The sequence below is a fragment of the Amycolatopsis sp. lyj-108 genome, from assembly GCF_046549005.1.
In the GTDB taxonomy this organism is placed as follows: Bacteria; Actinomycetota; Actinomycetes; order Mycobacteriales; family Pseudonocardiaceae; genus Amycolatopsis.
Genome location: NZ_JAJPWQ010000005.1, coordinates 156,884 through 179,531, shown reverse-complemented (window position 1 = coordinate 179,531; position 22,648 = coordinate 156,884). Strand labels below are relative to the sequence as shown.

The window sequence follows — 22,648 nt, the reverse complement described above, 5'->3', positions numbered from 1 at the left end:
TGCCGGCTCGCGGCTTTACGGGGTCAGGCGGTGGAGGTCGCGTGGGAACAGCGTCGCCTGGCGGACGTTGGGCAGCCCGAGCAACCGGGCCGTCCAGCGTTCGAGCCCCAGCGCGAACCCGCCGTGCGGCGGCATCCCGTGCGCGAAGACGGACAGATAGTCCCGGTACGGCTCGGTGGACTCACCGCGCGCCGCCAGCGCGGCGACGTAGTCGGCGTGCCGATGCAGCCGCTGGCCGCCGGTCACCAGTTCCAGCCCGCGGAAAAGCAGGTCGAAACTGTTGGAATACCCGGGCCGCTCCGGGTCCGGATGTGTGTAGAACGGCCGCTTCACCATCGGATAGCCGGTGACGAACAGGAATTCCGATCCGTGTTCGCGCAGCGCCCACTCCGAAAGCAGCCGCTCGTGCGCGGGCGCGAGGTCCGGCTCGCCACGCGGGTCTTCGCCGGACAGCCGCGCGATCAGGTCCTGCGCCTCCGCGAAGTGGATCTCCGGAATCTCCTCGGGCACCACGACTTCCACCTCCGGAACCGCGGCGGCCATCCCGGCGACGACCTCCCGCAGCACCGCCATCACGTCGTGGTGGCCGTCGATGAAGCCGAGTTCGGCGTCGAGGCTGGTGTACTGCGCGAGATGCCGCGCCGTGTCGTGCGGTTCGGCGCGGAAGACCGGGCCGACCTCGTACACCCGCTCGAAGACCCCGACCAGCGCCTGTTTGTAGAACTGCGGCGACTGCGCCAAGAAGGCCCGCTTGCCGAAGTAGTCGATGCCGAAGACGTTCGCGCCGGATTCCGTGGCCGACGAGACGATCTTGGGCGTATGCGTTTCGGTGAACCCGAGTCCGTCCAGTGTCGACCGGAACCCGGCGACGCTCGCCGCCGCGACCGTGAACACCTTCTTCAGCCGCGGATGCCGCAGCGCGACGCCGGCGTTGTCCAGCACCGTGGGCAACGCCGCCGGAACCGACGGCCGGTAGAGGTCGAACGGCGGTGGTTCGGCGGGTTCGGAAAGCGGCTCGACCGACGGCTCGGTCAGTTCCACACCGTCCGGCGCCTGAGGGTTCGCCGTGACGAGGCCTTCGACCTCGACCACGGTCTCCTCCGGCGGGCCGCCGGGTTCGGCGAGCACGACCTGGCCGAGTCCGGAGCGGTCCCGGATCACCAGGAAGGTGACGGATTTCAAGCGGCGCCGGCGGTGCACCCAGCCGGCGATGCGGACGCGGCCGCCGACGTGCCGGGGCAGGTCGGCGACGAGGACACGCGAGATCATCACAACTCCTGCACGGATATGCGCGACCCCTTGGGAGTGCGGGCGAGAAGGGAACTCGCGGTACCACCGCACTTTCGCCGCAGCCCTGGACGAGCGGCGGCCTCGAAGGCCCGATGACGAGGGCCGGACGGCGGGGCATGGGGCGCGGACGCCGTTCCTCCCCGCACTCGGGAGGGTCTTCACTGCAAGGGCGCGAGGCCGCCTTCGCAGCTACCGGCGGCTCTCTGGGTCTCGCGTGGTCCTTCGGCTACTCGTCTCCGTCAACGCGTTGCCCCGGAGGTTACGTCTCCCGGGGCGATCGTCGCATCCGCATTTCGTCATCTGGATGCGGTGGTTGGGAACGCGAACTACCGCATCCAGATGACGAAATGCGAAACCGGGTGGAGGCGCCCCCGACGGCCGCCTCCACCCGGACCACCTAGCGCGTCGGCGGCGCCACCGAGGTGGACGACGGCGGAGCGGCCTGAGAAGTCGGCGGCACCGGCGCACCCTTCGGGATCGCCGCACTGAACGGGATGTCGGCCCGTTCCTGGCAGTAGCCGCGGGAACCGTTGTAGCCGTTCAGGTTTCCGTCGTTGTCCTGGACGCCTCGTTCGAGCCGCGGCCGCGGGTAGCGGTTGTCGTCACCGACCTTCCGCTTCTCGCCCGTGCTCCTCTCGCAGGCGTACCGCGTGGTGCTGAGCGGACGGCCGTTCTCGTCGTAGAGGTAGATCTCGGTCAGCGGCTTGCCTTCGGCGTCGAAGGCGTAGATGTTCTCCACGTCCTGGCTGCCGTACATCAACTGCGGGTTGCCGTAGTTGTCGTTGTAGCTCGGCGAGTAGGGGCTGTTGTAGGAACCGTTGCCGTAGGACCGTTTCGCGATCAGGTCGACCGCCGCACCCGCGCCGCCGAGCATGCTGCCGACGACGAACGCCGAGATCGGCACGGCCAGCCACAGCAGCCGCCGGTCGGCCTTCAGTTTCGGGCCCGCCCACACCACGGCGACGGCCGCCAGCAGCATCAGCGGCAGCAGCAAAACGGCCTCGGTGTCGCGGACCACGAGCAGCAGACCGAACACGACCAGCACCGCCGCGCACAGTATCCACCACGCCGGCTTGAGCGTGCGGAAGTAGTTCAGTCCCTTGCTGTTCCGGTCTTTCTGGAACGAGGCCGCGATCTCGCGGAGTTTGACCACCTCGGGCAGTTCCGCGATCGGGGCGACGCCCTTGCGGACCACGTAGGCGACGCTGATCGCGAACACGGGGGCGACGAAGAGCAGGCCCACCAACGGTTCCACCCGGACCCACACCGCGGCGGCGAAGCCGAACAGCGCGAAGCCGCCGACGGAGAACACCAGGCCCCAGAACGCGAACCGCGCTCCGCCGATCCCGGTCTTCGCCTTCAGCACGGTGGTCTGGTCACCCGCGTCGGCCGGACGCGGCGGATAGCCACCCGAAGCCCGCAGTTCGGCCGCATAGCTCTCGGGGCTGCCCAGCCGCTCGATCAAGGCGTCGACCTTGGGGTTCTCCCCCAGTTCCGCCTCCATCTCGGCGAGATGGGGCCGGACGTCTTCGAGGATCTCCTCGACTTCGCTCTCGGGAAGGTCGGCGAGCGCGCTCCTGACCCTCGCCAGATACACCCGCACGGCGGTCGGATTCTGCGTGCTCATGCTGCCTCTCCCAACAGGCTGTTCATTGTCGTGGCGAAAGTCCGCCAGGTCTGCCCCGACTCTTCGAGGCGCTGGCGACCCGGTTCGTTGAGGCTGTAGTACTTGCGGTGCGGGCCTTCTTCACTCGGCACCACGTACGACGTCAGCAGGCCTGCCTTGTAAAGCCGCCGAAGCGTTCCGTACACCGAAGCGTCGCCCACTTCCTGCAACCCCGCGATGCGAAGTCTTCGGAGCACGTCGTAGCCATAACCGTCCTCTCCGCGAAGTACCGCGAGAACGGCGAGGTCCAGCACGCCTTTAAGTAGCTGACTGATCTCCACAGTCGCGTCCCTCCCAGTCTTACGCAACAGAAGGTACCACGCATTGCACAGTAGTGCGCACGGCGGAACCCACTTGCGTCGAACGAGTGGTTCATGGGTTACTTACTCCAGTAATGAACCACAGCACCCGGCACGGGTGCACGAAGACTGGGAACGGAGGTGTCGTGCTCGACGAAGGAACACCCCTGTTCGTGCAGATCGCCGAACAGATCGCCGACGACATCGCCGAGGGAAGCCTGGCCGAGGGGGAACGCGTGCCGTCAACCAACGAACTCGCCGCCTTCTACCGGATCAATCCGGCGACGGCGGCCAAGGGGATCAACGTGCTCGCCGACGACGGACTGCTCGAAAAGCGGCGCGGTATCGGCATGTTCGTCGCCGGCGGCGCGCGGCAGAAGCTGCTCACCGACCGGCGGCAACGGTTCGCCGAGCAGTACCTCGACCCGATGCTCATCGAAGCGCGACGCCTCGGCATCGACGACGAAACCCTGATCTCGCTCATCCGCGGGAACGGACACCGGAACGGAGGACCCGCCGCATGACGCCGACCATTTCGACCACCGGCCTGACCCGGCGCTACGGCGACCACCTCGCACTCGGCGATGTCTCGGTCGACATCGAAGAAGGCAAGATCACCGGACTGCTCGGCCGCAACGGCGCGGGCAAGAGCACCTTTCTGCGCATCGTCACCGCGCAGGAGTTCGCCAGCACGGGCTCGGTCCGCGTGTTCGGCGAGAACCCGGTGGAGAACGAACGGGTGCTCCAGCGCCTGGTACTCGTCCGCGAAGACCAGCAGTTCCCGGACTTCAAGGTCCGGCACGCCCTTTCGGCGGCGTCGTGGTTCTATCCGAACTGGGACGCGGAACTGGCCGACACGCTGCTCCGCGACTTCGACCTGCCGACGAAGCGCCCGATCAAGAAGCTCTCGCGAGGGATGCGCTCGGCACTGTCGATCACGATCGGGCTGGCGGCCCGGGCGGAACTCACGCTGCTCGACGAGCCGTACGCGGGCCTCGACGCCGTCGCGCGCCAACTGTTCTACGACCGGTTGCTCGACGACTATTCGACTCATCCGCGCACGGTTCTGCTCTCCACGCACCTGATCGACGAGGTGGCGGATCTGCTGGAGCACGTGGTGATGATCGACAAGGGCCGCGTCGTGCTCGACGCGCCCGCCGACGAACTGCGCGGCTCGGCCGCCACGGTCAGCGGGCCCGCCACGGCGGTGGAATCCTTCGTCGCCGGCCGCCGCGTGCTGCACCGCCGCAAGATCGGTTCGCGGGCTTCGGTCACCGTCGCCGACGCGCTCGACGCCGCCGCAAAGGCACGGGCACAGGCCCTGCACCTGAAGCTCGAACCGCTTTCCCTGCAGCAGCTGATGGTGCACACCTCCAACACCGGACAGACGACAGCGGAGGAGGCGTCCGCATGAACACCCTGATCAAAGTCGCGCGCTACCACCTCGTCGACCGGCTCCAGTTCCTGGTCCTCCCGGTCGGCGTCACGTTCTTCGCGTTCTTGGTGAATCTCACCATCTTCTCGGTGATTCCCGAGACGCCCGAGGAGAACTACTCCGGCGGCCTGTTCACGCTGTACGTGTTCATGCTCGTCTGCGGTGCCTTGAGCATGACGAAGTCGCTGCCGTTCGGGCTCGCGCTCGGCGTGTCGAGGCGGTCGTACTACCTCGGTACGATCCTGCTGGTGGCCGGGCTTTCCGCGCTTTACGCGGTGGGGATCGTCGTGTTCCAGGCGATCGAGGAAGCGACCGGAGGCTGGGGGCTCGGCCTCAATTACTTCCGGGTGCCCTGGCTGCTCGACGGCTCCTGGTACCTGACCCTGCTCACGTCGTTCGTCTTCCTGACGCTGATGTTCGTCTACGGCATGTGGTACGGCCTGATCTACCGGCGTGCCGCGGTACTGGGCGTGGTCCTGTTCGCTGCCGCGCAGGTCCTGGTGCTGGTGGGCGGGGTGCTGCTGCTCAGCTGGACCGATTCCTGGCCGAAACTCGGCACGTTCTTCAGCACGCTGACCGTCGGCGGCGTGACCGGGGTGCTTGCCCTGCTGGTCTGCGTCGCGGGGGCCGGCGGTTTCGCCACGATGCGCCGCGTCACCGTCTGAAGTCCTTCCACACCAGGGAGTTCCGTTATGGCCGTGACTCATGTGGTGTTGTCGGTGCTGCTGGTCGCGATCTTCGCCGTACTGGGGGTGGCGAAGGTCCTGCGTCAGCCGTCGTTGATCTCCCGGACCGAGAGGCTCGGCTTCTCGGTCCGGGAGATCCAGGGGATCGGCGTTCTCGAGATCGCCGGCGCGGCGGGCCTGGTGACGGCCGCCGTCACCGCGATCGTTTCGGCTTAAGCAGCAAGCGTTTCACGGGCTCGGTCGCGAATGCGTCCGACCACAGTGGACCGTCGCCAGGCGCGCGTGACCTCCACCAGCCACGCCGCTTCGGTGGCGATGTCCGGCTCGTCGAGGTAGGCCGCCGGAACGTCGTCGGGGGCGTACCGGCGGCCCGCCTCGGAAGCGACGAGCGCGGCGGCCAAGGCCGCGGCTTCGATCGTCGCGGGGACCCGGGATTCGGGGATCTTCGCCTTGCGTGCTTCGGCTTCCGCGACCGGCGGCACGTCCGGATCGAAGTAGGGACGCAGCGCGAGATGGCCGTCTCGGATCTCGATCACCCTGCGGTACAAGGCGAACTCGACGCCGCCCGGCATACCGGGCCCCGGGTCCAGCGCGATTCCCGGGACGGCTTCGCGCATCGCGGTCCACAACGGCTCGATCCGGCGATACGTCCGGTACGTGCCGATCAGGCGGAACGGGGTGGCCAGCGCGGGCCCCCACACGCTGAGCGTCGCGCCCGCCCCGGCGAGCCCGACGCTCAGCGCCGCCAGGATCGACGAGACGGTTTCCTCACCGGCGTTGACTTCGCCGGTGGTGGCGAGGATGTAGATGTCGTCGACGTCCCAGAAGGTCCAGCCCAGCGCGGCGACCCCGCCGCCGACGAGCAGCCACAGCCCGGTGCGGAGCGAGCCCGGATCGGCATGGCGCGCGAAGCGGGCGAAGACGATCGAGAAGGTCAGCAGGCTGATCAGACCGTAGACGAGGAAAAGGACGTTGTACGCGACGAACCAGCCGAGCCTGCCCGGCCCGGCGGCGGTGTGCTCGCCGACGCGGTAACTGTCGGAGAGGAAGAAGAGCACGATCTCGGCGGCCACGACGATCCAGGACAGCAGCGCGTGCCAGCCGATCCGCTTGTCCTCCCCCAGTTTCAGCGAATGCGCGAACGCGACCGCGAAGGCCATCGCGCCGATCTTGAGCAGATCGGCCCCCAGGTTCAGCAGGCTTCCGATGGGTTCCTCGACGCCGACGGCGTTCTCCATGGCCGGGGTGAGCAGCATGATGCCGCCCGCGATGCACATCCCGAACGCGCTGAGGAACCACATCCGCCGCAGCGGCTGGGTGTGCCGGGCCTGGATGAGCTTGTACCCGAAGCCCGCGAAAGCCACCACGCAGCAGAAATACGCGATGGTCTCGGTCACGGCCGGCGCCGTTTCCGGCTGCCGAAGAGGTCGTCGACCCTGGCCATGCCACCGGCGAGGTCGCTCCCGCTCTCGTCGAGACGCGCCGCTCCGCGCACCGTCGTCCGTGCGACGCGTTGCGCGAGCAGACTGGCGAGCAATTCGGCCTCCTGCTCCTCGACGGCGCTGTAACTCGTACGGCCGAGGACACGGCGGACGAGTTCTGGCGACAGGTTCGGCATGAGGGTCTTGCTGGCGGCGGCGTCGAGCGCGATCCCGTCGGTGCCGACGTCCGAACCGGTGTGGCCGCACAACAGGTGGCCGACCTCGTGCAGGAGGATATGCCGCCGGTGCAGGGCGGTGGTGTTGGTCGGATAGAGGATGTAATCCGCGCGCTCGGTACTCATCAGCAGCCCGCACGGGCCGCTGGAAGGGACGCTGACCTGCATCAGCTCGATCGGGCGGCCGCGTTCGGCGGCCAATTCGGCGGTGAAAGCCTCGGCGTCGAAGGGTTCGGGAAGAGCGACGCCGTCGGCGAGACCCCGGCAGCGGCGCCACAGCTCTTTACGGCGGCGGTCCACTCACGTCTCCTACTTCGTGCCGCCCCGTCCGGATTCCCTGCGGGCGATCGCGTCGATCATGTCGCTGATGGTGTCGAGTCCATCGGGGGAAAGTGTTACGGCCCGCAGCGCGACATCCCGGACACCGGCGTCGCGGAGGGCGCCGAGCAGCGCGAGCTCCTCGGCGATCTTGGCGCTCTGCTCGTCGTCGAAGAAGTACGCCGGCGAGACACCGAAGAACTGGGCGAGCGCCTCGAGGTGGCGTTTCGTGGGATTGTCGCGGCGACCTGTGCGCAACTGCCACAGGTACGTCGTCGAGAAGCTCTCGCCGGTGGCTTCCCGGCACGCCTTGGCGACCTCTTCGTGGCTGTACGGCTCACGATCGGGTCTCAGCACGATCTGGAACAGCTTGTCGATCTTCTCGGCGAGCGTCGTCTTGCCGGGCTCGGTCGCGGCCACCATCCCACTCCCTCAATGTCGTGCCCGTTCATGCTAGTTGACGCGACACCCGCGCCGTACACGACAGTTTTCACCTCAAACGAGGACGCGGCTGGCACCGGGGGCACGAAAAGGACGAGCGGTTCATGAAGGGATCGCGCCGGATCGCGGTTCCGCACCGGCCGCAGGGCAGGCCTTCCTGTCCATAGGCGTCGAGCGACCGGTCGAAATACCCGGATTCACCGTTGATGTTGACGTACAAGGCGTCGAACGACGTCCCGCCCGCGACGAGCGCGGCGTCCATGACCTCACCGGCGGCGGTGAGGACCGTCCGGCCCTGTGCCGCGGTGAGCTTTTCGGTGGGCCGGGCCCAGTGGAGTTTGGATCGCCAGAGGGCTTCGTCGGCGTAGATGTTGCCGATACCGGAGACGAGGGTCTGGTCGAGCAGGGCGCGTTTGAGCTCCGTCCGCCTCGACCGCAGCGCGCGGACGGCCTGGTCGAGGTCGAAGCGCGGGTCCATCGGGTCGCGGGCGATATGCGCGATGGTGGACGGCAACGCGGTCCCGTCGACCTCGGTGAGTTCCGCGAGCGCGAGACCACCGAAAGTCCGCTGATCGACGAAGCGCAGCTCGGGCCCGTTATCGGCGAAGCGGAATCGCACGCGAAGGTGCTTCTCGTCAGGCGCTTCTTCGGGCTGTACCAGCATCTGGCCGCTCATGCCCAGGTGCGCGAGCATGGCCTGGCCGTCGGAAAGCTCCAGCCACAGGTACTTGCCGCGACGACGGGCGGCGGTGATCTTGGTGCCGGAAAGGCGTCCGGTGAAATCCTCGGCGCCGAGTTCGTGACGGCGGATCGCGCGGGCGTGGAGAACTTCGACCTCGGTGATCGTCCGGCCGGAGGCATGCGCCTCGAGCCCGGCTCGGACCACCTCGACCTCGGGGAGTTCGGGCATGACGTCGATTCTCCCACCGGCCCTCGTGAGTGGTAATGACGGTCAGAACCGTTATTACCACTCACGAGGGAGTGCGGGACTCAGGTGGTCTTCGGCGGCTGTTCGACGTCGAGTTCGGCCGAAAGCTGTCGCCAGGCCGTCTCGGCGGCCTTCTGCTCGGCTTCCTTCTTGGTCGTTCCCGAGCCGTAGCCGAGTTCACGCCCGCCGACGAGGACGGTCGCGGTGAACTCCTTGCGGTGATCGGGACCGGTGTCCTCGACCTTGTACTCGGGCACGCCGAGCCCGGCCGACGCGGTCAGCTCCTGGAGGCTGGTCTTCCAGTCCAGTCCGGCGCCACGCAGCGGCGCTTCGGCGAGCAGACCGTCGAACAGGTGATGCACGAGCTTGCGCGCGATGTCGATGCCGTGCTGCTGGTACGCGGCGCCGATGACGGCTTCGAGACCGTCGGCGAGGATGCTCGCCTTGTCCCGGCCACCGGTGAGCTCTTCGCCCTTGCCCAGCAACAGGTGCTTGCCGAGCCCACCTTCGCCGAGGCCGCGCGCGACCCTGGCCAGCGCGTGCATGTTGACCACGCTGGCACGGAGCTTCGCGAGCTGACCTTCGGCCAGGTCGGGATGGGTGTTGTAGAGGTGGTCGGTGACGACCAGACCCAGCACCGCGTCCCCGAGGAATTCCAGGCGCTCGTTCGGTGGCAACCCACCGTTCTCATACGCATAAGAACGGTGGGTCAACGACAACGTCAGCAGCTCGGGTTCGATCGTGATCCCGAGTGCTTCGAGCAGTGGTGCGGTGTCCACGGGTGGTCCACCGGCCGACTTGCCCCCCATGTCGTCAGCTGCCGATCAGGCGGGCTCGACGACCTGGCGACCGTTGTGCTGGCCGCAGGCCGGGCACGCGATGTGCTGGAGCTTCGGCTGCTTGCAGGCGCGGTTGGAGCAGGGCACCAGCTGAACCGGAGCCGCCTTCCACTGGCTGCGGCGCGCGCGGGTGTTGGATCGCGACATCTTCCGCTTCGGGACGGCCACGAGTAGATCTCCTTCAGACGGTCTGCCCGCGGTCGCGAGCGAACTTGCTTCTCCGGAACGAGCTGGTGCTCGTCAGGCTTGCTTTCCGGGGCCATCAGCCTGGTCATCGGCCGTTTCGTCGCCGAAACGCCTCACCAGCGTGGCCCACCGAGGGTCTATCTTCTCATGCCCGTGCCCGGGCTCGAGATCGGCCCACTTGACACCGCATTCGATGCACAGTCCCCGGCAGTCCTCGGTGCACAGCGGGGCCAGCGGCAGCGCCAGCACCACCGCGTCCCGGACCGTCGGCTCGAGGTCGATCCGGTCGTCCACCAGGCGAGGGATCTCGTCCTCGTCGGTGGTCTCCTCGGTCGCGGAGCCGGGGTAGGCGAAGAGCTCGGTCAGGTCGACCTCGACGTCTTCCGTGATCGGGTCGAGGCACCGCGAGCAGTGCCCCGTCGCGACGGCGGACGCCGTACCGCTGACGAGCACACCCTCGACGACGGATTCGAGCATCAGGTCGAGTTCCAGGCCGGAGCCGGCGTCGATGGTGATGACGTCGGGCACACCGAGCGCGGTCTCGACGGGAATGGTGCGTTGGACGGCCTTGCTCAGGCCGGCGTGACGGCCGAGTTCGCGGGTGTCGAGCACCCACGGGTTCCGGCCGTCCAGTTGCGCAGGCCTGGCCTGCGGCGACTTGTTCTCAGACATCGGTGACCAGGGTACGCAGTCCCCGCCACTTCTTTACGGGCACGTCCATGAAGGCTCCTTGAGGGACCCAGAGACCGTGAAGGCCTCCTTACCTACCCTCAAAGTAGTGAAGGAGGCCCTCACTACCTCCGCTGCCGAACGGACCAGCTGTCGAGCTATAGCGCAGGTCCCTTGCTCTCCGTGCTCCCGGGAGCAACCTTCAAGTACATGAAGGCCCCCTTCCTGTACCTAGGCGCAAGGAAGGGGGCCTTCATGTACTTGAGGGATTAAGACTGGTAGTCGTACAGCGACGTCCGGCTGTTGCCCGGCAGGTTGACCGGGGACCGCAGGTGGTTGCGCCCGGAGTCGACCGTCCGCAGCGTGGTCGCCAACAGTTCGGAGAACTCGGCCAGCTTGCCGTCGACGTAGGCGTCGCAGTCGCTGCGCTGCTTGTCTGCCTCGACGTGCGCTTCGTCGACGATGCGGGCCGCCTCGCCGTGCGCGGCCTGGACGACCTCGGTCTGGGCGACGAGCCGGGCCTGTTCGGCGCGGCCGTCCTCGATGGCGCGCTCGTAGGCGTCGCGGCCGGCCTGGATCATCCGCTCCGACTCCGCGCGGGAGCGGTCGGTGAGGTTCTGGAATTCGGCCTGTCCGGCGGCGACCATGCGCTCGGCCTCGCCGTGCGCGTCGCTCATCATCTGCTCGGCGCGGGCGCGGGCGTCGGCGAGGATGCGCTCGGCCTCGGCCTGCGCTTCGGCGACCGTGCGGTCGGCCTCGGTGTTCGCCGTCGAGACGGTCTCCGCCGCTTCGGTGCGGGCGGTCTGGATCAGCTGGTCGCGCTTGTCGAGGACGTCCTGCGCGTCGTCCACTTCACCCGGGAGGGCGTCGCGGATGTCGTCGAGCAGTTCGAGGGTGTCGCCGCGTGGAACGACACAACTGGAGGTCATCGGCACGCCGCGGGCTTCCTCCACGATGGTGACGAGCTCGTCGAGCGCCTCGAAAACCCGGTACACGGCCCACTCCCTACCTACTGCTACAGCGATCCCCACATTCCCTGAGATCAGTTTGCCCTCATCGCCGCCGTAAGGGGTGAAAGCGCGCGGTACCGGGCGTGTCCCCGCCGGTACCGCGCGCCACCTACCGGAGGTTGAGCTCCGGATCCGTGACCAGTCCGACCAGCTGGTCATCGGCCGGAATCGAGCCGCCGTCGCCCGTGCCGGCGGTCACGGCGACCGACGTGCCGTCGGCTCGGTACAGCGTCACGCCCCGGGCGGGCTCGACGTCGCCGGCGGGCAACGACGGGACGATTCCGGAGACGACGACGGTGCTTCCGTCGGCTCGGGGCGTCTTCACGCAGTCCACCGGTTCCCCGGTCGTCACCCCGGCGATGTCCGCATCGAATCCGTTGATGGCCTTCCGGCCCGGTTCGCAGCTGTCTTCGAGGGAGAAGCCCAGTTTGGCGGCCTCGGTTCCGCTGATCGTGAGCACCAAGGGCCGTTCGGCGCCGGAAGCGTCCCGGTAGCCGACCATGAAGACGAGCACGTCCCAGTCGTTCTCGGTCCGCAGCTGATGTACGGAGCGGACATGGATATCCCTGGCCCCGGCGAGCACGGTGGGCAGGCTGGCCGCCAGATGCCCGGTGATCCGCGCTTTCTGAGCCGTCAGATTCACCTTCGGCGACACCGGCGGTTTCCGGGTTTTCTCCGGGATCGCTTGGACGGTCGTCGGGGATGGCGGCCCGGCGGGGGTGGCCACCGGGTCGTCTCCCGGCGCCACGAACACCACCGCCGCCACGATCACCGCCAGCGTCGCGGCACCCGTCGACGCCACCGCCCGCCGGTTCCGCGTCCTCTTCGCCGCCGTCACGGCGAGCTCGTCCGGGTCGAAGCCGAGCGGCGGCTCGGCCAATTTGATCCCGCGCAGCCTGTTTTCGAGTTCGTCCATCACGCGCTCCTCCCGGAGACAGCCTCGTCGTGCTGTCTCTGCAGGGCCGCGCGGAGGGCGTCGAGCCCTCGCGCGGCCTGGCTCCTGACCGTCCCTTCCGAACAGCGCAGCGCGACGGCGACCTCCGCGACCGGGAGATCGGCGCAGTAGCGCAGCACGACGGTGGCGCGCTGTTTCGGCGGAACTTCGGCGAGGGCGTGAAGCAGCGAATCCGAGACCCCGGTATCGGCCGGGATGGCGGGCTCTTCGGGGACGACGCCGTCGCGGTTCTCTCTGCTCCGCCAAGGTCGTCGCCGCTCGTCGAGCCAGCAGCGCATCAGGATCTGCCTCGTGTAGTTGTCGACGGGCCCTTTCCGGCGGACCTTCGGCCAGACCCGGTAGAGCTTGATGAGCGCGGTTTGGACCAGATCCTCCGCGAGATGCCAGTCGCCGCAGAGCAGATACGCCGTCCGCCTGAGCGGTAGCGCCTTCTCCCTGGCGAACTCCCTGAAGCTCGCATCGTCCCCAGACCGCATCGTGCCTCCTCGTCCGTGTTCCGGTGTATCTCACGGACGGGGAGGCACGAAATGTTGCCTGAGCGGATCAGCCGTTGAGGTTCACCAGCTTGAAGGTCGCGTAACGGTCCGGGGTGTAGATGATCTCCCCGCCCTTGCCGGAGATCACGCGGTCGCTCGTGCCCACCGGGAACAGCTGGTAGTAGCCGGCGGCGCACGACGGCAGCACACCTTCGCGGTTCTCGTAGACCGTGCCGGTCGCGCCGCCGCGGGCCTTGTCCACCACGGACTTCGCCGCGGAAGACAGCGTCGAGTAGCCGACCTTCGTCAGCTTCGAGGTGTCACCGCACTTCGGAGCGGGCGTGCCGTCGGCGTCGATCACGGAGAAGGTCTTGTAGTGGTCGGCGGTGTAGAAGTGCTCGCCGGCGTTACCGGTGACGATGCGGCGCGCACCGCGATCGGGTGAGCCCGGCGTCGGGACCGTGTACTCGCGGTAGTAGCCCGAAGCGCACTTCGGGAGGATGTTCTCGCGGTTGGAGAAGACCGTGCCGTCCTTGTCCGGGTACGGGAACGGGCCACCCTTCTGGATGAGGTTGTAGGTCGTCGTCGCCTCGGCGGGCAGCGACGAGAGCGACACGTGCTTGAACCCGGTGAGATCCCCGCACGGATTCTGCTGGATCGAGACGGGGGCGGCCGTGGCCTGCGCGGCACTCAGCCCGCCGAAGAACGTGACAAGCAGAACGAGCAGCGCGGCGGCGATCCGCGATCGTTTGTTGGTCATTTTCGGACCGTAACCCGATCGTGTATTCACCAGAAGGCGCCGAGATGAACTCTTCACCGCCGTTCACCGTTGACCGACCAACGGCTTCGGCCGTTCGGGTCAACCTCGTTCGGAGTGCTTCTCCATGAGGCGTTTGAACACTATCGGCGGGACGAGGTGCTCGATGTCGCCCCCGAGCGCGGAGACCTCTTTGACCAGCGAACTCGACACGAACCCGTACGCCGGGTTGTTCGCCATCAGCAGGGTTTCGAGCCCGGTCAGCTCACGGTTCATCTGTGCCATCTGGAGCTCGTAGTCGAAGTCGCTGACCGAACGCAGCCCCTTCGCGACCGCGATGATGTCGTTCTCGCGGCAGTAGTCGACCAAGAGTCCTTGCCAGGAATCCACGCGCACGTTCGGCAGCTTCGCGGTGATCTCGCGCAGCATGTCCATCCGCTCCTCGGTGGTGAACAGGCCTTTCTTGCTCTTGTTCACCCCCACCGCGACGACGACCTCGTCGAACAGCTTGGCCGCCCGCTCGATGATGTCGAGATGTCCATTGGTGGCCGGGTCGTAGGACCCGGGACAGACCGCACGCCGCATGCGCGGACGCTACCAAGGAGAAGGGACCCCTGCGCGTTCATCAGTGTGCCGTCTCACACCTGATACTCCGCCCAGTAGAGCGCGGTGTCGCCGTAGCGCTTCGTGCGCATCGGTTCGAAGCCGGGCGGCCAGTCCGGTTCGCCGTCCCGCGCGGCCCGTTCGATCACCACCAGCGCCCCGTCCACGACCCACCGGCCCGCCGCGAGCGCGGCCATGACCTCCCCCAGGCGGGTGGAATCGACAGCGTACGGCGGATCCGCGAGGACGATGTCGAACGTTTCCGGCGCCGGAGCGGCGACGACGGACTCGACGGTCCCGGCCCGGACCGTGCCGCCGAGGCCCAGCGTGGCGACGTTCCCCTTGAGCACTTCGACCGCGCGCCGGTCGTGTTCGACGAACAGCGCGCCCGACGCGCCGCGGGACAACGCCTCCAGCCCGAGCGCACCCGAACCGGCGTAAAGGTCGAGGACCTGGGCCCCCTGCAGCTCGCCGGCGACCTCCAGCGCGTTGAACAGCGCCTCGCGCACGCGTTCCGACGTGGGCCGCGTGCCCTTCGGAGGGACCTTCAACCGCCTGCCGCCCGCGGTCCCCGCCACGATCCTGGTCATTGGAGCATCGTGCCTCAACGCCTTCGGCCGTGACGTTGGCCGGGACTTGGTGAAGCCGCCGCCCAGCTCGCGTAGAGTCGTCCTTCGCCCTCGGAGGCGATAGAAGCGTTTAGGAGCGTTGCGTGTCCGAACCTCGGGTCAGACGGGCCGAGATCGCCATCGAGCAAGCCCATGTGGACACGGTCTACACCCGGCTCGCCGAATTGCGAGCCCAGGCAGAGGCCATGCGTACCAAGGGCTATGAAATCGGCCATGGCGCCGGGCGGGAAGCGATCTTCGAGCAGGCGTCGATGCTGTTCGAACGGGACATGATGGTGTACCACGCCAATCAGACCCTGCAGACCCTCGACGCGGAGTACGAAGGCCTGGTCTTCGGCAGGCTCGACCATCTCGACAACGACCACATCTACGTCGGCCGTCTCGGCATCCGCGACGCCGAGTTCGACAACCTCGTCACCGACTGGCGCGCGCCCGCGGCGGCGGCGTTCTACCAGGCGACGGCCGAGGAGCCGATGGACGTCGTCCGGCGCCGGGTGATCCGGTGCTCCGGCCAGAACGTGCTCGACGTCGACGACGACGTCCTGATCGCCGACGCGGTCCCCGAGAACATGCAGATCGTCGGCGAAGGCGCGCTGATGGCCGCGCTCGGGCGGTCGCGCGGCGAGAAGATGCGGGACATCGTCGCCACCATCCAGAAGGAGCAGGACGAGGTCATCCGGGCGCCGTGGCGCGGGGTCACGGAGATCACCGGCGGCCCCGGCACCGGCAAGACCGCGGTCGCGCTGCACCGCGCGGCGTACCTGCTCTACCGCCACCGTCGCCAGCTCGGCGGCGCCGGCGTGCTGGTGATCGGCCCGTCCGGGGTGTTCACCAGCTACATCTCGCGGGTGCTGCCGTCGATGGGTGAGACGAACGTCGAACTGCGCGCGCTCGGCGAGGTCCTCGACGGCCTCGAAGCGACCCGTCAGGACCCGGCGCCGCTGGCGGCGATCAAGGGATCGCTGCGGATGCGCAAGATCCTGCTGCGCGCGCTGCGGGACACCCCGGAAGACGCGCCCGAGGACATGAAGATGGTCTACCGCGGCGAGGTGCTGCGGCTCGACGCGCGCGAACTCGACAAGGTGCGCCGCAAGGTGCACACCGCGGGCGGGCCGCCGAACCGGTCGCGGATCCGCGCCGCCGAACTGCTGCTCGACGCGCTCGCCGCGAAGGCCGACCAGCACGCGAAGGACGACGGCCGTCAGATCGACAAGGCCGAGCTGATCAGCGAACTCGGCGAGCGCATCGAGTTCCACCGGTTCCTGGTGGTCTGGTGGCCGATCCTGTACCCGGCGCAGATCCTGCGGTGGCTCGGCGTGGAGAAGCGGCTCGCCGCCGCGGCGAAGGGCCTGCTCAACCGCAACGAGATCAGCCTGCTCGCGGCCGACTTCGCCGACCGTTCGCGCGGCTGGACCATCGCGGACGTCGCACTGCTCGACGAGCTGCGCGTCCTGATCGGCGAGCCGCCGAAGCGGCGCAAGGGCAGGCAGACCATCGAGGTCAACCCGGAACGCGGCGGCGCCCCGACCCGGCCCCAGCACTACGACGAGTACTCGCACGTGGTCGTCGACGAGTCGCAGGACCTCTCGCCGATGCAGTGGCGGATGGTCGGGCGGCGCGGGAAGTACGCGAGCTGGACCGTGGTCGGCGACCCGGTGCAGAGTTCGTGGCCGGATCCGGCCGAGGCCGCGATGGCACGTGACCAGGCCTTCGGGCTCAAGACGACGCGGCGGCGGTTCACCCTGCGCACCAACTACCGGAACTCGGCGGAGATCTTCGACCTGGCCGCGAAGGTCGTCGCCGGGCACGCCGAGGCCGACGAGCTCCCGCGCGCGGTGCGGCAGACCGGTATCACGCCGGAGGTCCGGCCGGTCGAGGCCGCCGGCCTGGAGGCGGCCACGCAGGCCGCGGTGAAGGAGCTGATGGGGGCCGTCGAAGGCACCGTCGGCGTGATCACCGCCATGGACCGGGTGCCCGAGGTCGAGGGCTGGCTCGCCGAACTTTCGGACGAGCGGCTCAAGGTCGTCGGCAGCCTCGACTCCAAGGGCCTCGAATACGACGCGGTCGTCCTGGTGGAGCCCAACGACCTCATCACGGAGTCGACCACCGGACGCCGCGTGCTGTACGTCGCGCTGACCCGCGCGACCCAGCAGCTGACCGTCCTCGCCTCGAACCCGGACTGGATCCCGGCCGCCTGACCCCCCGCAATTCGGCACCAGGTTGCGGTAGTTCGCATCGCCGACTACCGCAACCTGGTGCCGAATTGCGTGAAAAAAGCTGAAGGGCTCCTTCAGGACACTGGTGAATGCCCTGAAGGAGCCCTTCAGACCCCCGGTGAGTGAACGATGTGGGGACGCATCGCACGTCCAGGGGTATTTCTAGCGCCTCTTCGTTGTTCGGTGTCACGGCCGATCCACCGAACAACAACGCCGAACAACGAATCGGCCGTGGTCACGGGCACGGAGGCCGGTAATCGAGCCCCGGCAGGTGTTGTTCCCACTCTTCGGGTGTGATCCGCGGGTACACGGTCGCGCAGATGCGTTCGGCGGCCCGTTCGGGGCTGGTTTCCCACAACCGCACGCTGCCGTCCGCGACAGAGCCCGCGAGGGTGTGCCCGTCGGGAGCGAACGCCACCGCGTTGACCCGATCGACGTCGTCGGTCAGGTTCGCCGATTCCCGGACGGCTCCGGGATCGGAGACATCCCATAGTCGCACGGACCGGTCGTAGCTGCCGGTCGCGAGCGTCTTCCCGTCCCCGCCGAACGCGACCGAGATGACGTTGTCCGTGTGCCCGGACAGCAGCGCCGCCTGCCGGGGAGCCGCCGGATTCGTCACGTCCCACAGCCTGCCGGTGCGATCGGCGCTCCCGGTGGCGGCGAGTTTTCCGTCCGGGCTGTAGGCCACCGAGAACACCGTGTCGGAATGTCCCTCCAGCACCGAAAGCTGCTTCGGCGCCTTCGCCATCGAGACGTCCCACAGCCGCGCGGTGTGGTCCCAGCCGCCGCTCAGCACGGTGCGGCCGTCCGGGCTGAACGCGATCGAATGGACGTCGTCCTCGTGCCCGGTGAGGGTCGCGAGTTCGACGGGCCGCCGGATGTCGGCCACGTCCCACAGTTTCACCGTGTGCCCGCTGCCCGCGGTCGCGAGCGTGCGGCCGTCCGGACTGAACGCGACCGGGTCGATCTCCTCCTCCGGCCGGTAGAAGACGCCGGTGTCGACCGGCTTCCGCGGATCGGTGACGTCGATCAGCCGCATCGTGTGGTCCCAGGAGCCGGCGGCGAGCGTCCGGCCGTCCGGACTGAACGCGAGTCCGCAGACACCTTGGCCGAAGCCCGCGATCTTGCCGAGCTCACGCGGGTTCCGGGTGTCGGCGACGTCGACCAGGCGCACCGCGCCGTCCTGACTGCCGGTGGCCAGCAGTTTCCCGTCGGAGCTGTAGACCGCCCGGCAGGCCGACCTCGCCGGGCCGCTGATCGCGGGCCCCGGCAGATCCCACAGCCGCACCGTCTGGTCGTCGCTCGCGGTCACCAGTGTGCGGCCGTCCGGCGAGAACACCGCCCAGACCACGGCCGCGGTATGCCCGACGAGCGCCGGTTTCTCGCGCGGCTTCCCCGGATCGGTGATGTCCCACAGCCGCGCGGCGCGGTCGAAACCGGTGGTGACCAGCGTCGTCCCGTCCGGGCTGAACGCCACGGACCGCACGATGGTCCTGTGCGCGGCCATCGTCCCCAGCGTCGTCGGCGCCATCGGGTCGGCGACGTTCCACAGGCGCGCGGTCTGGTCGATGCTCGCGGTGGCGAGCGTCCGGCCGTCCGGGCCGAACGTCGCGGAGTGGACCCCGGCCGTGTGCCCGTTCACCACGCCGAGTGGCTTGGTCTTGAGCGGGTCGGCGACGTCCCACAACCGCGCGGTCTTGTCGGCGCCGGTCGAGACGAGCGTCCGCCCATCGGGGGCGTACGCGAGACCGTTGACGTTGCCGGTGTGCCCGGCGAGGGTGGCCGCGAGCACCGGTTTCGCGGGATCGCGGACGTCGAACAGGCGCACCGTGCCGCCGCCGTCCGCGGTGGCGAGCACCGCCGCCTTCGGGCTGAACGCCACCGCGTTGACCCGGCTCGGATGCTCCCCGACCACGACGCCCGGCCCGGGTTTCGCCGGATCGGCGACGTTCCACAGCCGCACGATCTTGTCCCAGCCCGCCGTCGCGACCACGCCGGCGCCGAACGCCACCGAGTTGACGTTCTCGGTGTGCCCGGACAACGTGGCCAGTTCCCTCGGGCGATGGGGATCGCCGACGTCCCACAGCTTGGCCGTATGGTCCCAGCTGCCGGTCACCATCACCTGGCCGTCGCCGCGCAGGGCGGCCGCGTTGACGCGGTGGCCGTGGCCGCTGACCCGGGTCGAGTACGGCGATTCGAACATCCCGAGGACGCTGCCGCGGGTGTCCACGCTCGGATCGACGCGGTATGCCGCCAGCGCGAGCTGCGCGGCCAGCGCCGGATTCGTCGGCCGCATCTCGATGGCCTGCCCGGCGACCTTCTGCGCGAGGGCGTTGTTGCGCTGGCTCGTCGCGGTCTGCTCGGCTCGCACGGCGTACGCCATCGCGGCCGTCGCCAGCACCAGCAGCACGGCCAGGAGTGCGACCAGCTGGCGTAGCCGCCGGGTGCGTCGCCGCGCGACGGTCTGTTCGTGGTTTTCGATCGCCACGCTCGCGTCGAGGAACCGGCGTTCGCGCTGGGAAAGCGCGCTGTCGTGCTCCCCCGCCCACTCCCTGGCGATGGACAGCCGCGCGCCGCGGTAGAGCCAGCCGTCGTCGCGGCCGACCGATTCCCACGCGTCGGTCGCCTCGGTGAGCTGACGGTGCACGCGCAGGCCCTCACGGTCTTCGGCGAGCCACTCGCGCAGGCGCGGCCAGCCCCGGATCAGCGCCTCGTGCGCGATCTCGATGCCGTTGTCGTCGAGGGTGACCAGCCGCGACGACGCCAGCCTGTCCAGCACGACGGCGACGTCCGGGTCGTCCGCGTCCACCTCGTCGCGGGTGATGCGGCGTTTGGTGTCCTCGGTGCCTTCGCCGAGCGCGGTCATCCGCAGGAAGATCTGGTTCGCCAGCCGTTGCTGGTGCTCGCTCAGCGCGGTGAAGGTGTGCTCGGAGGTCTGCGCGACCGACCGTTCGATCCCGCCGCTGGATTCGTAGCCGGTGAGGGTGAGGGTGTTGCCGTGGCGGCGGCGCCAGGTCTCCAGCAGCGCGTGCGAGAGCAGCGGCAGCACGCCGGGCTGCCCGGTCGCGTCGGCGACGAGCCGCGAGACCAGCGCGTTCTCGACGCGGTACCCGGCGTCGATGGCCGGCCGTGAGATGGCCTGCCGCAGCTCTTCGGTGCTCATCGGGCCGACGAGGATCTGCGCGTCCTGCATGGCCTCGACCAGCTCGGGATGCCGCGCGCAGTGCGTGTAGAAGTCGGTGCGGATGCCGAGGACGACCCTGGTCCGGCTCTCCGGTTCGGTCGTCGCGGTGACGAGCGCGGACAGGAAGGCGGCCCGCTCGTCGACGTCCTGGCACAGCGTGAAGACCTCTTCGAACTGGTCGACGACCAGCACGACGTCACCCTCGCGGTCGGCGACCAGCTGACGGGCGGCGAGGCCGAGGTTGCGCGGATGTCCGGTGAACTCGGCGAGCAGGCCGCCGGGCGCGAGCCCGAGCGCGGCGCCGAACTGGACGGCGCACTCCTGCAGCGGCCGTGAACCGGGAGTCATCAGCAGGGTCACGGACGTCTCGCCCGCCGCCGGGAGCAGACCCGCCCGGAGCAAGGACGACTTACCGGAACCGGAAGCGCCCAGAACCGCCAAGAATCGTTGGTCCGAAAGCCTCGTGACGAGTTTTCGGACGAGTCGTTCGCGACCGAAGAATCGGCTCGCGTCAGCCGCCCCGAATGCGGTCAGACCGATATAAGGGGCAGATTCCCCATTCAGTGGAGCAACCCGTGAATCGCTGACTCCGGCGCGCGTCCGCTCGGTCACGTCGTGCCAGCGGGCCTCCCACTCCTCCTCGGGGCCGTCGCACGCCCGGACGTAGGCCAACGTCACCGCCAAGCTGGGCATCTTCTTCCCGCCGGCCGCTTCGGAGAGGGTGCCCGCGGAGTAATGGGCACGCCTGCCCAGCTCGCGGTACGTCGGATTTCCGGCCTTCTCCCGCAGACGCCGGAGATCGGCGGCGAACTCCAGTAACGGATCGTCCCCGGGGTCCAAAGGTCGCTCCGGACGCGGCACCCTTAATCCTTTCTTTTCAGTGGTTTTCCCACGATCGCATTCGGGGGCAACCGTACCTTGGAAACGGGGGAACTCCGCCGAGTACCGGGTACATCGAGTCGGTTAATTTCGATCGATTGACAGGTGCTCGACGTCACGGGAAGGGATCGGGGGCCCGCCGCGTTGTACCGATGCGTGACCTCTTTGCCTGACATCCCGCTGTCCGTGCTCGACCTCTCGCCCGTCGTGGCCGGGGGCGGCGTGAGCGACTCACTGCGCAACACCCTCGACCTCGCGCGCCGGACCGAGGCGCTCGGCTATCACCGGTACTGGCTCGCCGAGCACCACAACATGCCAGGGATCGCCAGCTCCGCGACCGCCGTGATGATCGGCCAGGTCGCCGCCGCCACCGAACGCATCCGGGTCGGCTCCGGCGGGGTCATGCTGCCGAACCACGCGCCGCTGGTGGTGGCCGAGCAGTTCGGCACCCTGGAGGCGTTCCACCCCGGCCGGATCGACCTCGGCATCGGCCGCGCGCCGGGCACCGACCAGCGGACCGCGCTGGCGCTGCGTGGACCCGGCGGGCTCTCCGCGGAGAACTTCCCGCAGCAGTTCGCGGAACTACTGGCCTACTTCGAGCACTCCGACCAGCGCGCGGTCAACGCCGTGACCGCCGAAGGCAACAAGCCGCCGGTGTGGCTGCTCGGGTCAAGCGGCTTCAGCGCGCGGATGGCGGGCGAACTGGGCCTGCCGTTCTCGTTCGCGCACCACTTCAGCGCCGAGAACACGCTTCCCGCCGTGGCGCTCTACCGCGACGCGTTCAAACCGTCGGACGTCCTGGACGAGCCGTACGTCATGCTCGGCGTCTCCGTGGTCGCCGCCGAGACCGACGAGCGCGCCCAGTACCTGGCCGCTCCGAGTGGCCTGACCTTCCTCAGCCTGCGCAAGGGCCGCCCCATCCCGCTTCCGACGCCGGAAGAGGCCGCGGCCTACCCGTACACCGACATCGAGCGCGTGTTCATCGAGGACCGGGCCGCGAGCAGCATCATCGGCTCGCCCGAGACCGTCCACAAGGGACTCGAGACACTGCTCGCCGACACGGGCGCGAACGAGCTGATGATCACGACCATGGTGCACGACCAGGCGGACCGGGTGCGGTCGTACGAGCTGGTGGCCGACCTGGCGCGCTGACGGGCGGTCCCGGTGCCATGAAAGGTCCTTTACTTGCAAATTTTGCAAGTAAAGGACCTTTCATGGCGTCCGCAGGCCTGCCGGCGGCGCGCGGTGAGGGCCTCCTTGCCTACCTTGAGGGTAGGGAAGGAGGCCCTCACGGACTTTCACGACACTTGGCGCCCAGGCTGGTTCCGTGAAGCGACCTAAGCGAGCGCCGAGCCGCCCCCCACGCCACGAATGGACCAACGCGCCGCCGAGCACGAAAGAACGGACAAGATCCCCGTTCGCCTTTGTCAAAAAAGAACAAGAATTCACCGGTTACCAGGACGTGACGTCTTGATCACACCGAAGTTCTTGTCACCAGGCAGGCACGTGATTAGCGTACCGACCA

At 68.5% G+C, this 22,648-nt stretch carries 23 protein-coding genes; 6 read left to right on the top strand and 17 right to left on the bottom strand.

Annotated features, from left to right (window positions below):
* Window positions 1–15: 15 nt before the first annotated feature.
* The 3 genes from aspS to ACLJO0_RS20195 form a co-directional block, all read right to left on the bottom strand.
* Window positions 16–1,269: an aspartate--tRNA(Asn) ligase gene (gene aspS / locus ACLJO0_RS20205; protein ID WP_410580029.1), complete on the bottom strand. Its 1,254-nt coding sequence runs from the start codon at window positions 1,267–1,269 to the stop codon at window positions 16–18.
* A gap of 418 nt (window positions 1,270–1,687) precedes the next feature.
* Complete coding sequence (locus tag ACLJO0_RS20200; RefSeq protein WP_410580028.1) at window positions 1,688–2,917, bottom strand: DUF1700 domain-containing protein; 1,230 nt, start codon at window positions 2,915–2,917, stop codon at window positions 1,688–1,690.
* Window positions 2,914–3,237, bottom strand: coding sequence for a PadR family transcriptional regulator (locus tag ACLJO0_RS20195; protein ID WP_034323457.1), 324 nt, complete (start codon window positions 3,235–3,237; stop codon window positions 2,914–2,916). Before ACLJO0_RS20195 ends, ACLJO0_RS20200 begins: the two co-directional genes overlap by 4 nt.
* Before the next feature lie 164 nt (window positions 3,238–3,401).
* Between ACLJO0_RS20195 and ACLJO0_RS20190 the strand changes: the two genes are divergently transcribed.
* Genes ACLJO0_RS20190 through ACLJO0_RS20175 form a run of 4 tightly spaced genes read left to right on the top strand, consistent with a single transcriptional unit; the run spans window position 3,402 to window position 5,592 of the window.
* Complete coding sequence (locus tag ACLJO0_RS20190; RefSeq protein ID WP_005160428.1) at window positions 3,402–3,779, top strand: GntR family transcriptional regulator; 378 nt, start codon at window positions 3,402–3,404, stop codon at window positions 3,777–3,779.
* Entirely contained in the window at window positions 3,776–4,669 is an 894-nt protein-coding gene (locus ACLJO0_RS20185) for an ABC transporter ATP-binding protein (RefSeq protein ID WP_410580027.1), read from the top strand. The genes ACLJO0_RS20190 and ACLJO0_RS20185 overlap by 4 nt, the downstream gene beginning before the upstream one ends.
* The gene (locus tag ACLJO0_RS20180) at window positions 4,666–5,355 is read left to right on the top strand and encodes an ABC transporter permease (RefSeq protein ID WP_410580026.1); all 690 of its coding nucleotides are present in this window, start codon (window positions 4,666–4,668) and stop codon (window positions 5,353–5,355) included. Before ACLJO0_RS20185 ends, ACLJO0_RS20180 begins: the two co-directional genes overlap by 4 nt.
* 27 nt (window positions 5,356–5,382) lie before the next feature.
* Window positions 5,383–5,592 carry a DoxX family protein gene (locus ACLJO0_RS20175; RefSeq protein ID WP_410580025.1) on the top strand — a complete coding sequence of 70 codons (210 nt, stop codon included), beginning with the start codon at window positions 5,383–5,385 and terminating at the stop codon, window positions 5,590–5,592.
* On the opposite strand, the gene ACLJO0_RS20170 is transcribed toward ACLJO0_RS20175, so the two are convergent.
* The 13 genes from ACLJO0_RS20170 to rsmD all read right to left on the bottom strand — a co-directional run bounded on the left by ACLJO0_RS20170 (window position 5,589) and on the right by rsmD (window position 14,805).
* Window positions 5,589–6,773, bottom strand: a complete 1,185-nt coding sequence (locus tag ACLJO0_RS20170) for an MAB_1171c family putative transporter (RefSeq protein ID WP_410580024.1) — start codon at window positions 6,771–6,773, stop codon at window positions 5,589–5,591. The two genes, ACLJO0_RS20175 and ACLJO0_RS20170, sit on opposite strands and share 4 nt — an antisense overlap.
* Window positions 6,770–7,333 (bottom strand): hypothetical protein, encoded by a 564-nt coding sequence (locus tag ACLJO0_RS20165; RefSeq protein ID WP_410580023.1) that lies wholly within the window; start codon window positions 7,331–7,333, stop codon window positions 6,770–6,772. The genes ACLJO0_RS20170 and ACLJO0_RS20165 overlap by 4 nt, the downstream gene beginning before the upstream one ends.
* 9 nt (window positions 7,334–7,342) lie before the next feature.
* On the bottom strand, window positions 7,343–7,774 hold the full coding sequence (locus ACLJO0_RS20160) for an XRE family transcriptional regulator (protein ID WP_410580022.1): 432 nt from the start codon (window positions 7,772–7,774) through the stop codon (window positions 7,343–7,345).
* 67 nt (window positions 7,775–7,841) lie between these two features.
* On the bottom strand, window positions 7,842–8,702 hold the full coding sequence (mutM, locus tag ACLJO0_RS20155; protein WP_410580021.1) for a bifunctional DNA-formamidopyrimidine glycosylase/DNA-(apurinic or apyrimidinic site) lyase: 861 nt from the start codon (window positions 8,700–8,702) through the stop codon (window positions 7,842–7,844).
* Window positions 8,703–8,782: 80 nt separating this feature from the next.
* Window positions 8,783–9,529 (bottom strand): ribonuclease III, encoded by a 747-nt coding sequence (gene rnc, locus ACLJO0_RS20150; RefSeq protein WP_199748877.1) that lies wholly within the window; start codon window positions 9,527–9,529, stop codon window positions 8,783–8,785.
* Window positions 9,530–9,544: 15 nt separating this feature from the next.
* Window positions 9,545–9,727: a 50S ribosomal protein L32 gene (rpmF, locus tag ACLJO0_RS20145; RefSeq protein ID WP_005160412.1), complete on the bottom strand. Its 183-nt coding sequence runs from the start codon at window positions 9,725–9,727 to the stop codon at window positions 9,545–9,547.
* A 72-nt stretch (window positions 9,728–9,799) separates the two neighbouring features.
* Complete coding sequence (locus tag ACLJO0_RS20140; RefSeq protein WP_410580020.1) at window positions 9,800–10,417, bottom strand: YceD family protein; 618 nt, start codon at window positions 10,415–10,417, stop codon at window positions 9,800–9,802.
* A 266-nt stretch (window positions 10,418–10,683) separates the two neighbouring features.
* Window positions 10,684–11,409 (bottom strand): DivIVA domain-containing protein, encoded by a 726-nt coding sequence (locus ACLJO0_RS20135; protein ID WP_410580019.1) that lies wholly within the window; start codon window positions 11,407–11,409, stop codon window positions 10,684–10,686.
* Between the two features lie 124 nt (window positions 11,410–11,533).
* Complete coding sequence (locus ACLJO0_RS20130) at window positions 11,534–12,340, bottom strand: hypothetical protein (RefSeq protein WP_410580018.1); 807 nt, start codon at window positions 12,338–12,340, stop codon at window positions 11,534–11,536.
* Complete coding sequence (locus ACLJO0_RS20125; protein WP_410580017.1) at window positions 12,340–12,855, bottom strand: RNA polymerase sigma factor; 516 nt, start codon at window positions 12,853–12,855, stop codon at window positions 12,340–12,342. The genes ACLJO0_RS20130 and ACLJO0_RS20125 overlap by 1 nt, the downstream gene beginning before the upstream one ends.
* Before the next feature lie 67 nt (window positions 12,856–12,922).
* Window positions 12,923–13,615: a ribonuclease domain-containing protein gene (locus tag ACLJO0_RS20120; RefSeq protein WP_410580016.1), complete on the bottom strand. Its 693-nt coding sequence runs from the start codon at window positions 13,613–13,615 to the stop codon at window positions 12,923–12,925.
* A gap of 99 nt (window positions 13,616–13,714) precedes the next feature.
* Window positions 13,715–14,197 (bottom strand): pantetheine-phosphate adenylyltransferase, encoded by a 483-nt coding sequence (coaD, locus tag ACLJO0_RS20115; protein ID WP_125792591.1) that lies wholly within the window; start codon window positions 14,195–14,197, stop codon window positions 13,715–13,717.
* Window positions 14,198–14,250: 53 nt separating this feature from the next.
* The gene (gene rsmD / locus ACLJO0_RS20110) at window positions 14,251–14,805 is read right to left on the bottom strand and encodes a 16S rRNA (guanine(966)-N(2))-methyltransferase RsmD (protein WP_410580015.1); all 555 of its coding nucleotides are present in this window, start codon (window positions 14,803–14,805) and stop codon (window positions 14,251–14,253) included.
* A gap of 122 nt (window positions 14,806–14,927) precedes the next feature.
* Between rsmD and ACLJO0_RS20105 the strand changes: the two genes are divergently transcribed.
* Complete coding sequence (locus ACLJO0_RS20105; protein ID WP_410580014.1) at window positions 14,928–17,042, top strand: HelD family protein; 2,115 nt, start codon at window positions 14,928–14,930, stop codon at window positions 17,040–17,042.
* A gap of 253 nt (window positions 17,043–17,295) precedes the next feature.
* Here the strand turns inward: ACLJO0_RS20105 and ACLJO0_RS20100 are convergent, their stop codons facing one another.
* On the bottom strand, window positions 17,296–21,084 hold the full coding sequence (locus ACLJO0_RS20100; RefSeq protein ID WP_410580319.1) for a helix-turn-helix domain-containing protein: 3,789 nt from the start codon (window positions 21,082–21,084) through the stop codon (window positions 17,296–17,298).
* 195 nt (window positions 21,085–21,279) lie between these two features.
* Here ACLJO0_RS20100 and ACLJO0_RS20095 point away from each other — a divergent pair, with 195 nt between their 5' ends.
* Window positions 21,280–22,275 (top strand): LLM class flavin-dependent oxidoreductase, encoded by a 996-nt coding sequence (locus tag ACLJO0_RS20095; protein ID WP_199746407.1) that lies wholly within the window; start codon window positions 21,280–21,282, stop codon window positions 22,273–22,275.
* Window positions 22,276–22,648: the final 373 nt, after the last annotated feature.

What these genes read in the sequence shown, in the direction of transcription:
- aspS (WP_410580029.1), bottom strand. Translation starts at nt 1,269, where the DNA reads ATGATCTCGCGTGTCCTCGTCGCCGACCTGCCCCGGCACGTCGGCGGC.
- ACLJO0_RS20200 (WP_410580028.1), bottom strand. Translation starts at nt 2,917, where the DNA reads ATGAGCACGCAGAATCCGACCGCCGTGCGGGTGTATCTGGCGAGGGTC.
- ACLJO0_RS20185 (WP_410580027.1), top strand. Translation starts at nt 3,776, where the DNA reads ATGACGCCGACCATTTCGACCACCGGCCTGACCCGGCGCTACGGCGAC.
- ACLJO0_RS20180 (WP_410580026.1), top strand. Translation starts at nt 4,666, where the DNA reads ATGAACACCCTGATCAAAGTCGCGCGCTACCACCTCGTCGACCGGCTC.
- ACLJO0_RS20175 (WP_410580025.1), top strand. Translation starts at nt 5,383, where the DNA reads ATGGCCGTGACTCATGTGGTGTTGTCGGTGCTGCTGGTCGCGATCTTC.
- ACLJO0_RS20160 (WP_410580022.1), bottom strand. Translation starts at nt 7,774, where the DNA reads ATGGTGGCCGCGACCGAGCCCGGCAAGACGACGCTCGCCGAGAAGATC.
- mutM (WP_410580021.1), bottom strand. Translation starts at nt 8,702, where the DNA reads ATGCCCGAACTCCCCGAGGTCGAGGTGGTCCGAGCCGGGCTCGAGGCG.
- rnc (WP_199748877.1), bottom strand. Translation starts at nt 9,529, where the DNA reads ATGGGGGGCAAGTCGGCCGGTGGACCACCCGTGGACACCGCACCACTG.
- ACLJO0_RS20140 (WP_410580020.1), bottom strand. Translation starts at nt 10,417, where the DNA reads ATGTCTGAGAACAAGTCGCCGCAGGCCAGGCCTGCGCAACTGGACGGC.
- ACLJO0_RS20130 (WP_410580018.1), bottom strand. Translation starts at nt 12,340, where the DNA reads ATGGACGAACTCGAAAACAGGCTGCGCGGGATCAAATTGGCCGAGCCG.
- ACLJO0_RS20125 (WP_410580017.1), bottom strand. Translation starts at nt 12,855, where the DNA reads ATGCGGTCTGGGGACGATGCGAGCTTCAGGGAGTTCGCCAGGGAGAAG.
- ACLJO0_RS20120 (WP_410580016.1), bottom strand. Translation starts at nt 13,615, where the DNA reads ATGACCAACAAACGATCGCGGATCGCCGCCGCGCTGCTCGTTCTGCTT.
- coaD (WP_125792591.1), bottom strand. Translation starts at nt 14,197, where the DNA reads ATGCGGCGTGCGGTCTGTCCCGGGTCCTACGACCCGGCCACCAATGGA.
- rsmD (WP_410580015.1), bottom strand. Translation starts at nt 14,805, where the DNA reads ATGACCAGGATCGTGGCGGGGACCGCGGGCGGCAGGCGGTTGAAGGTC.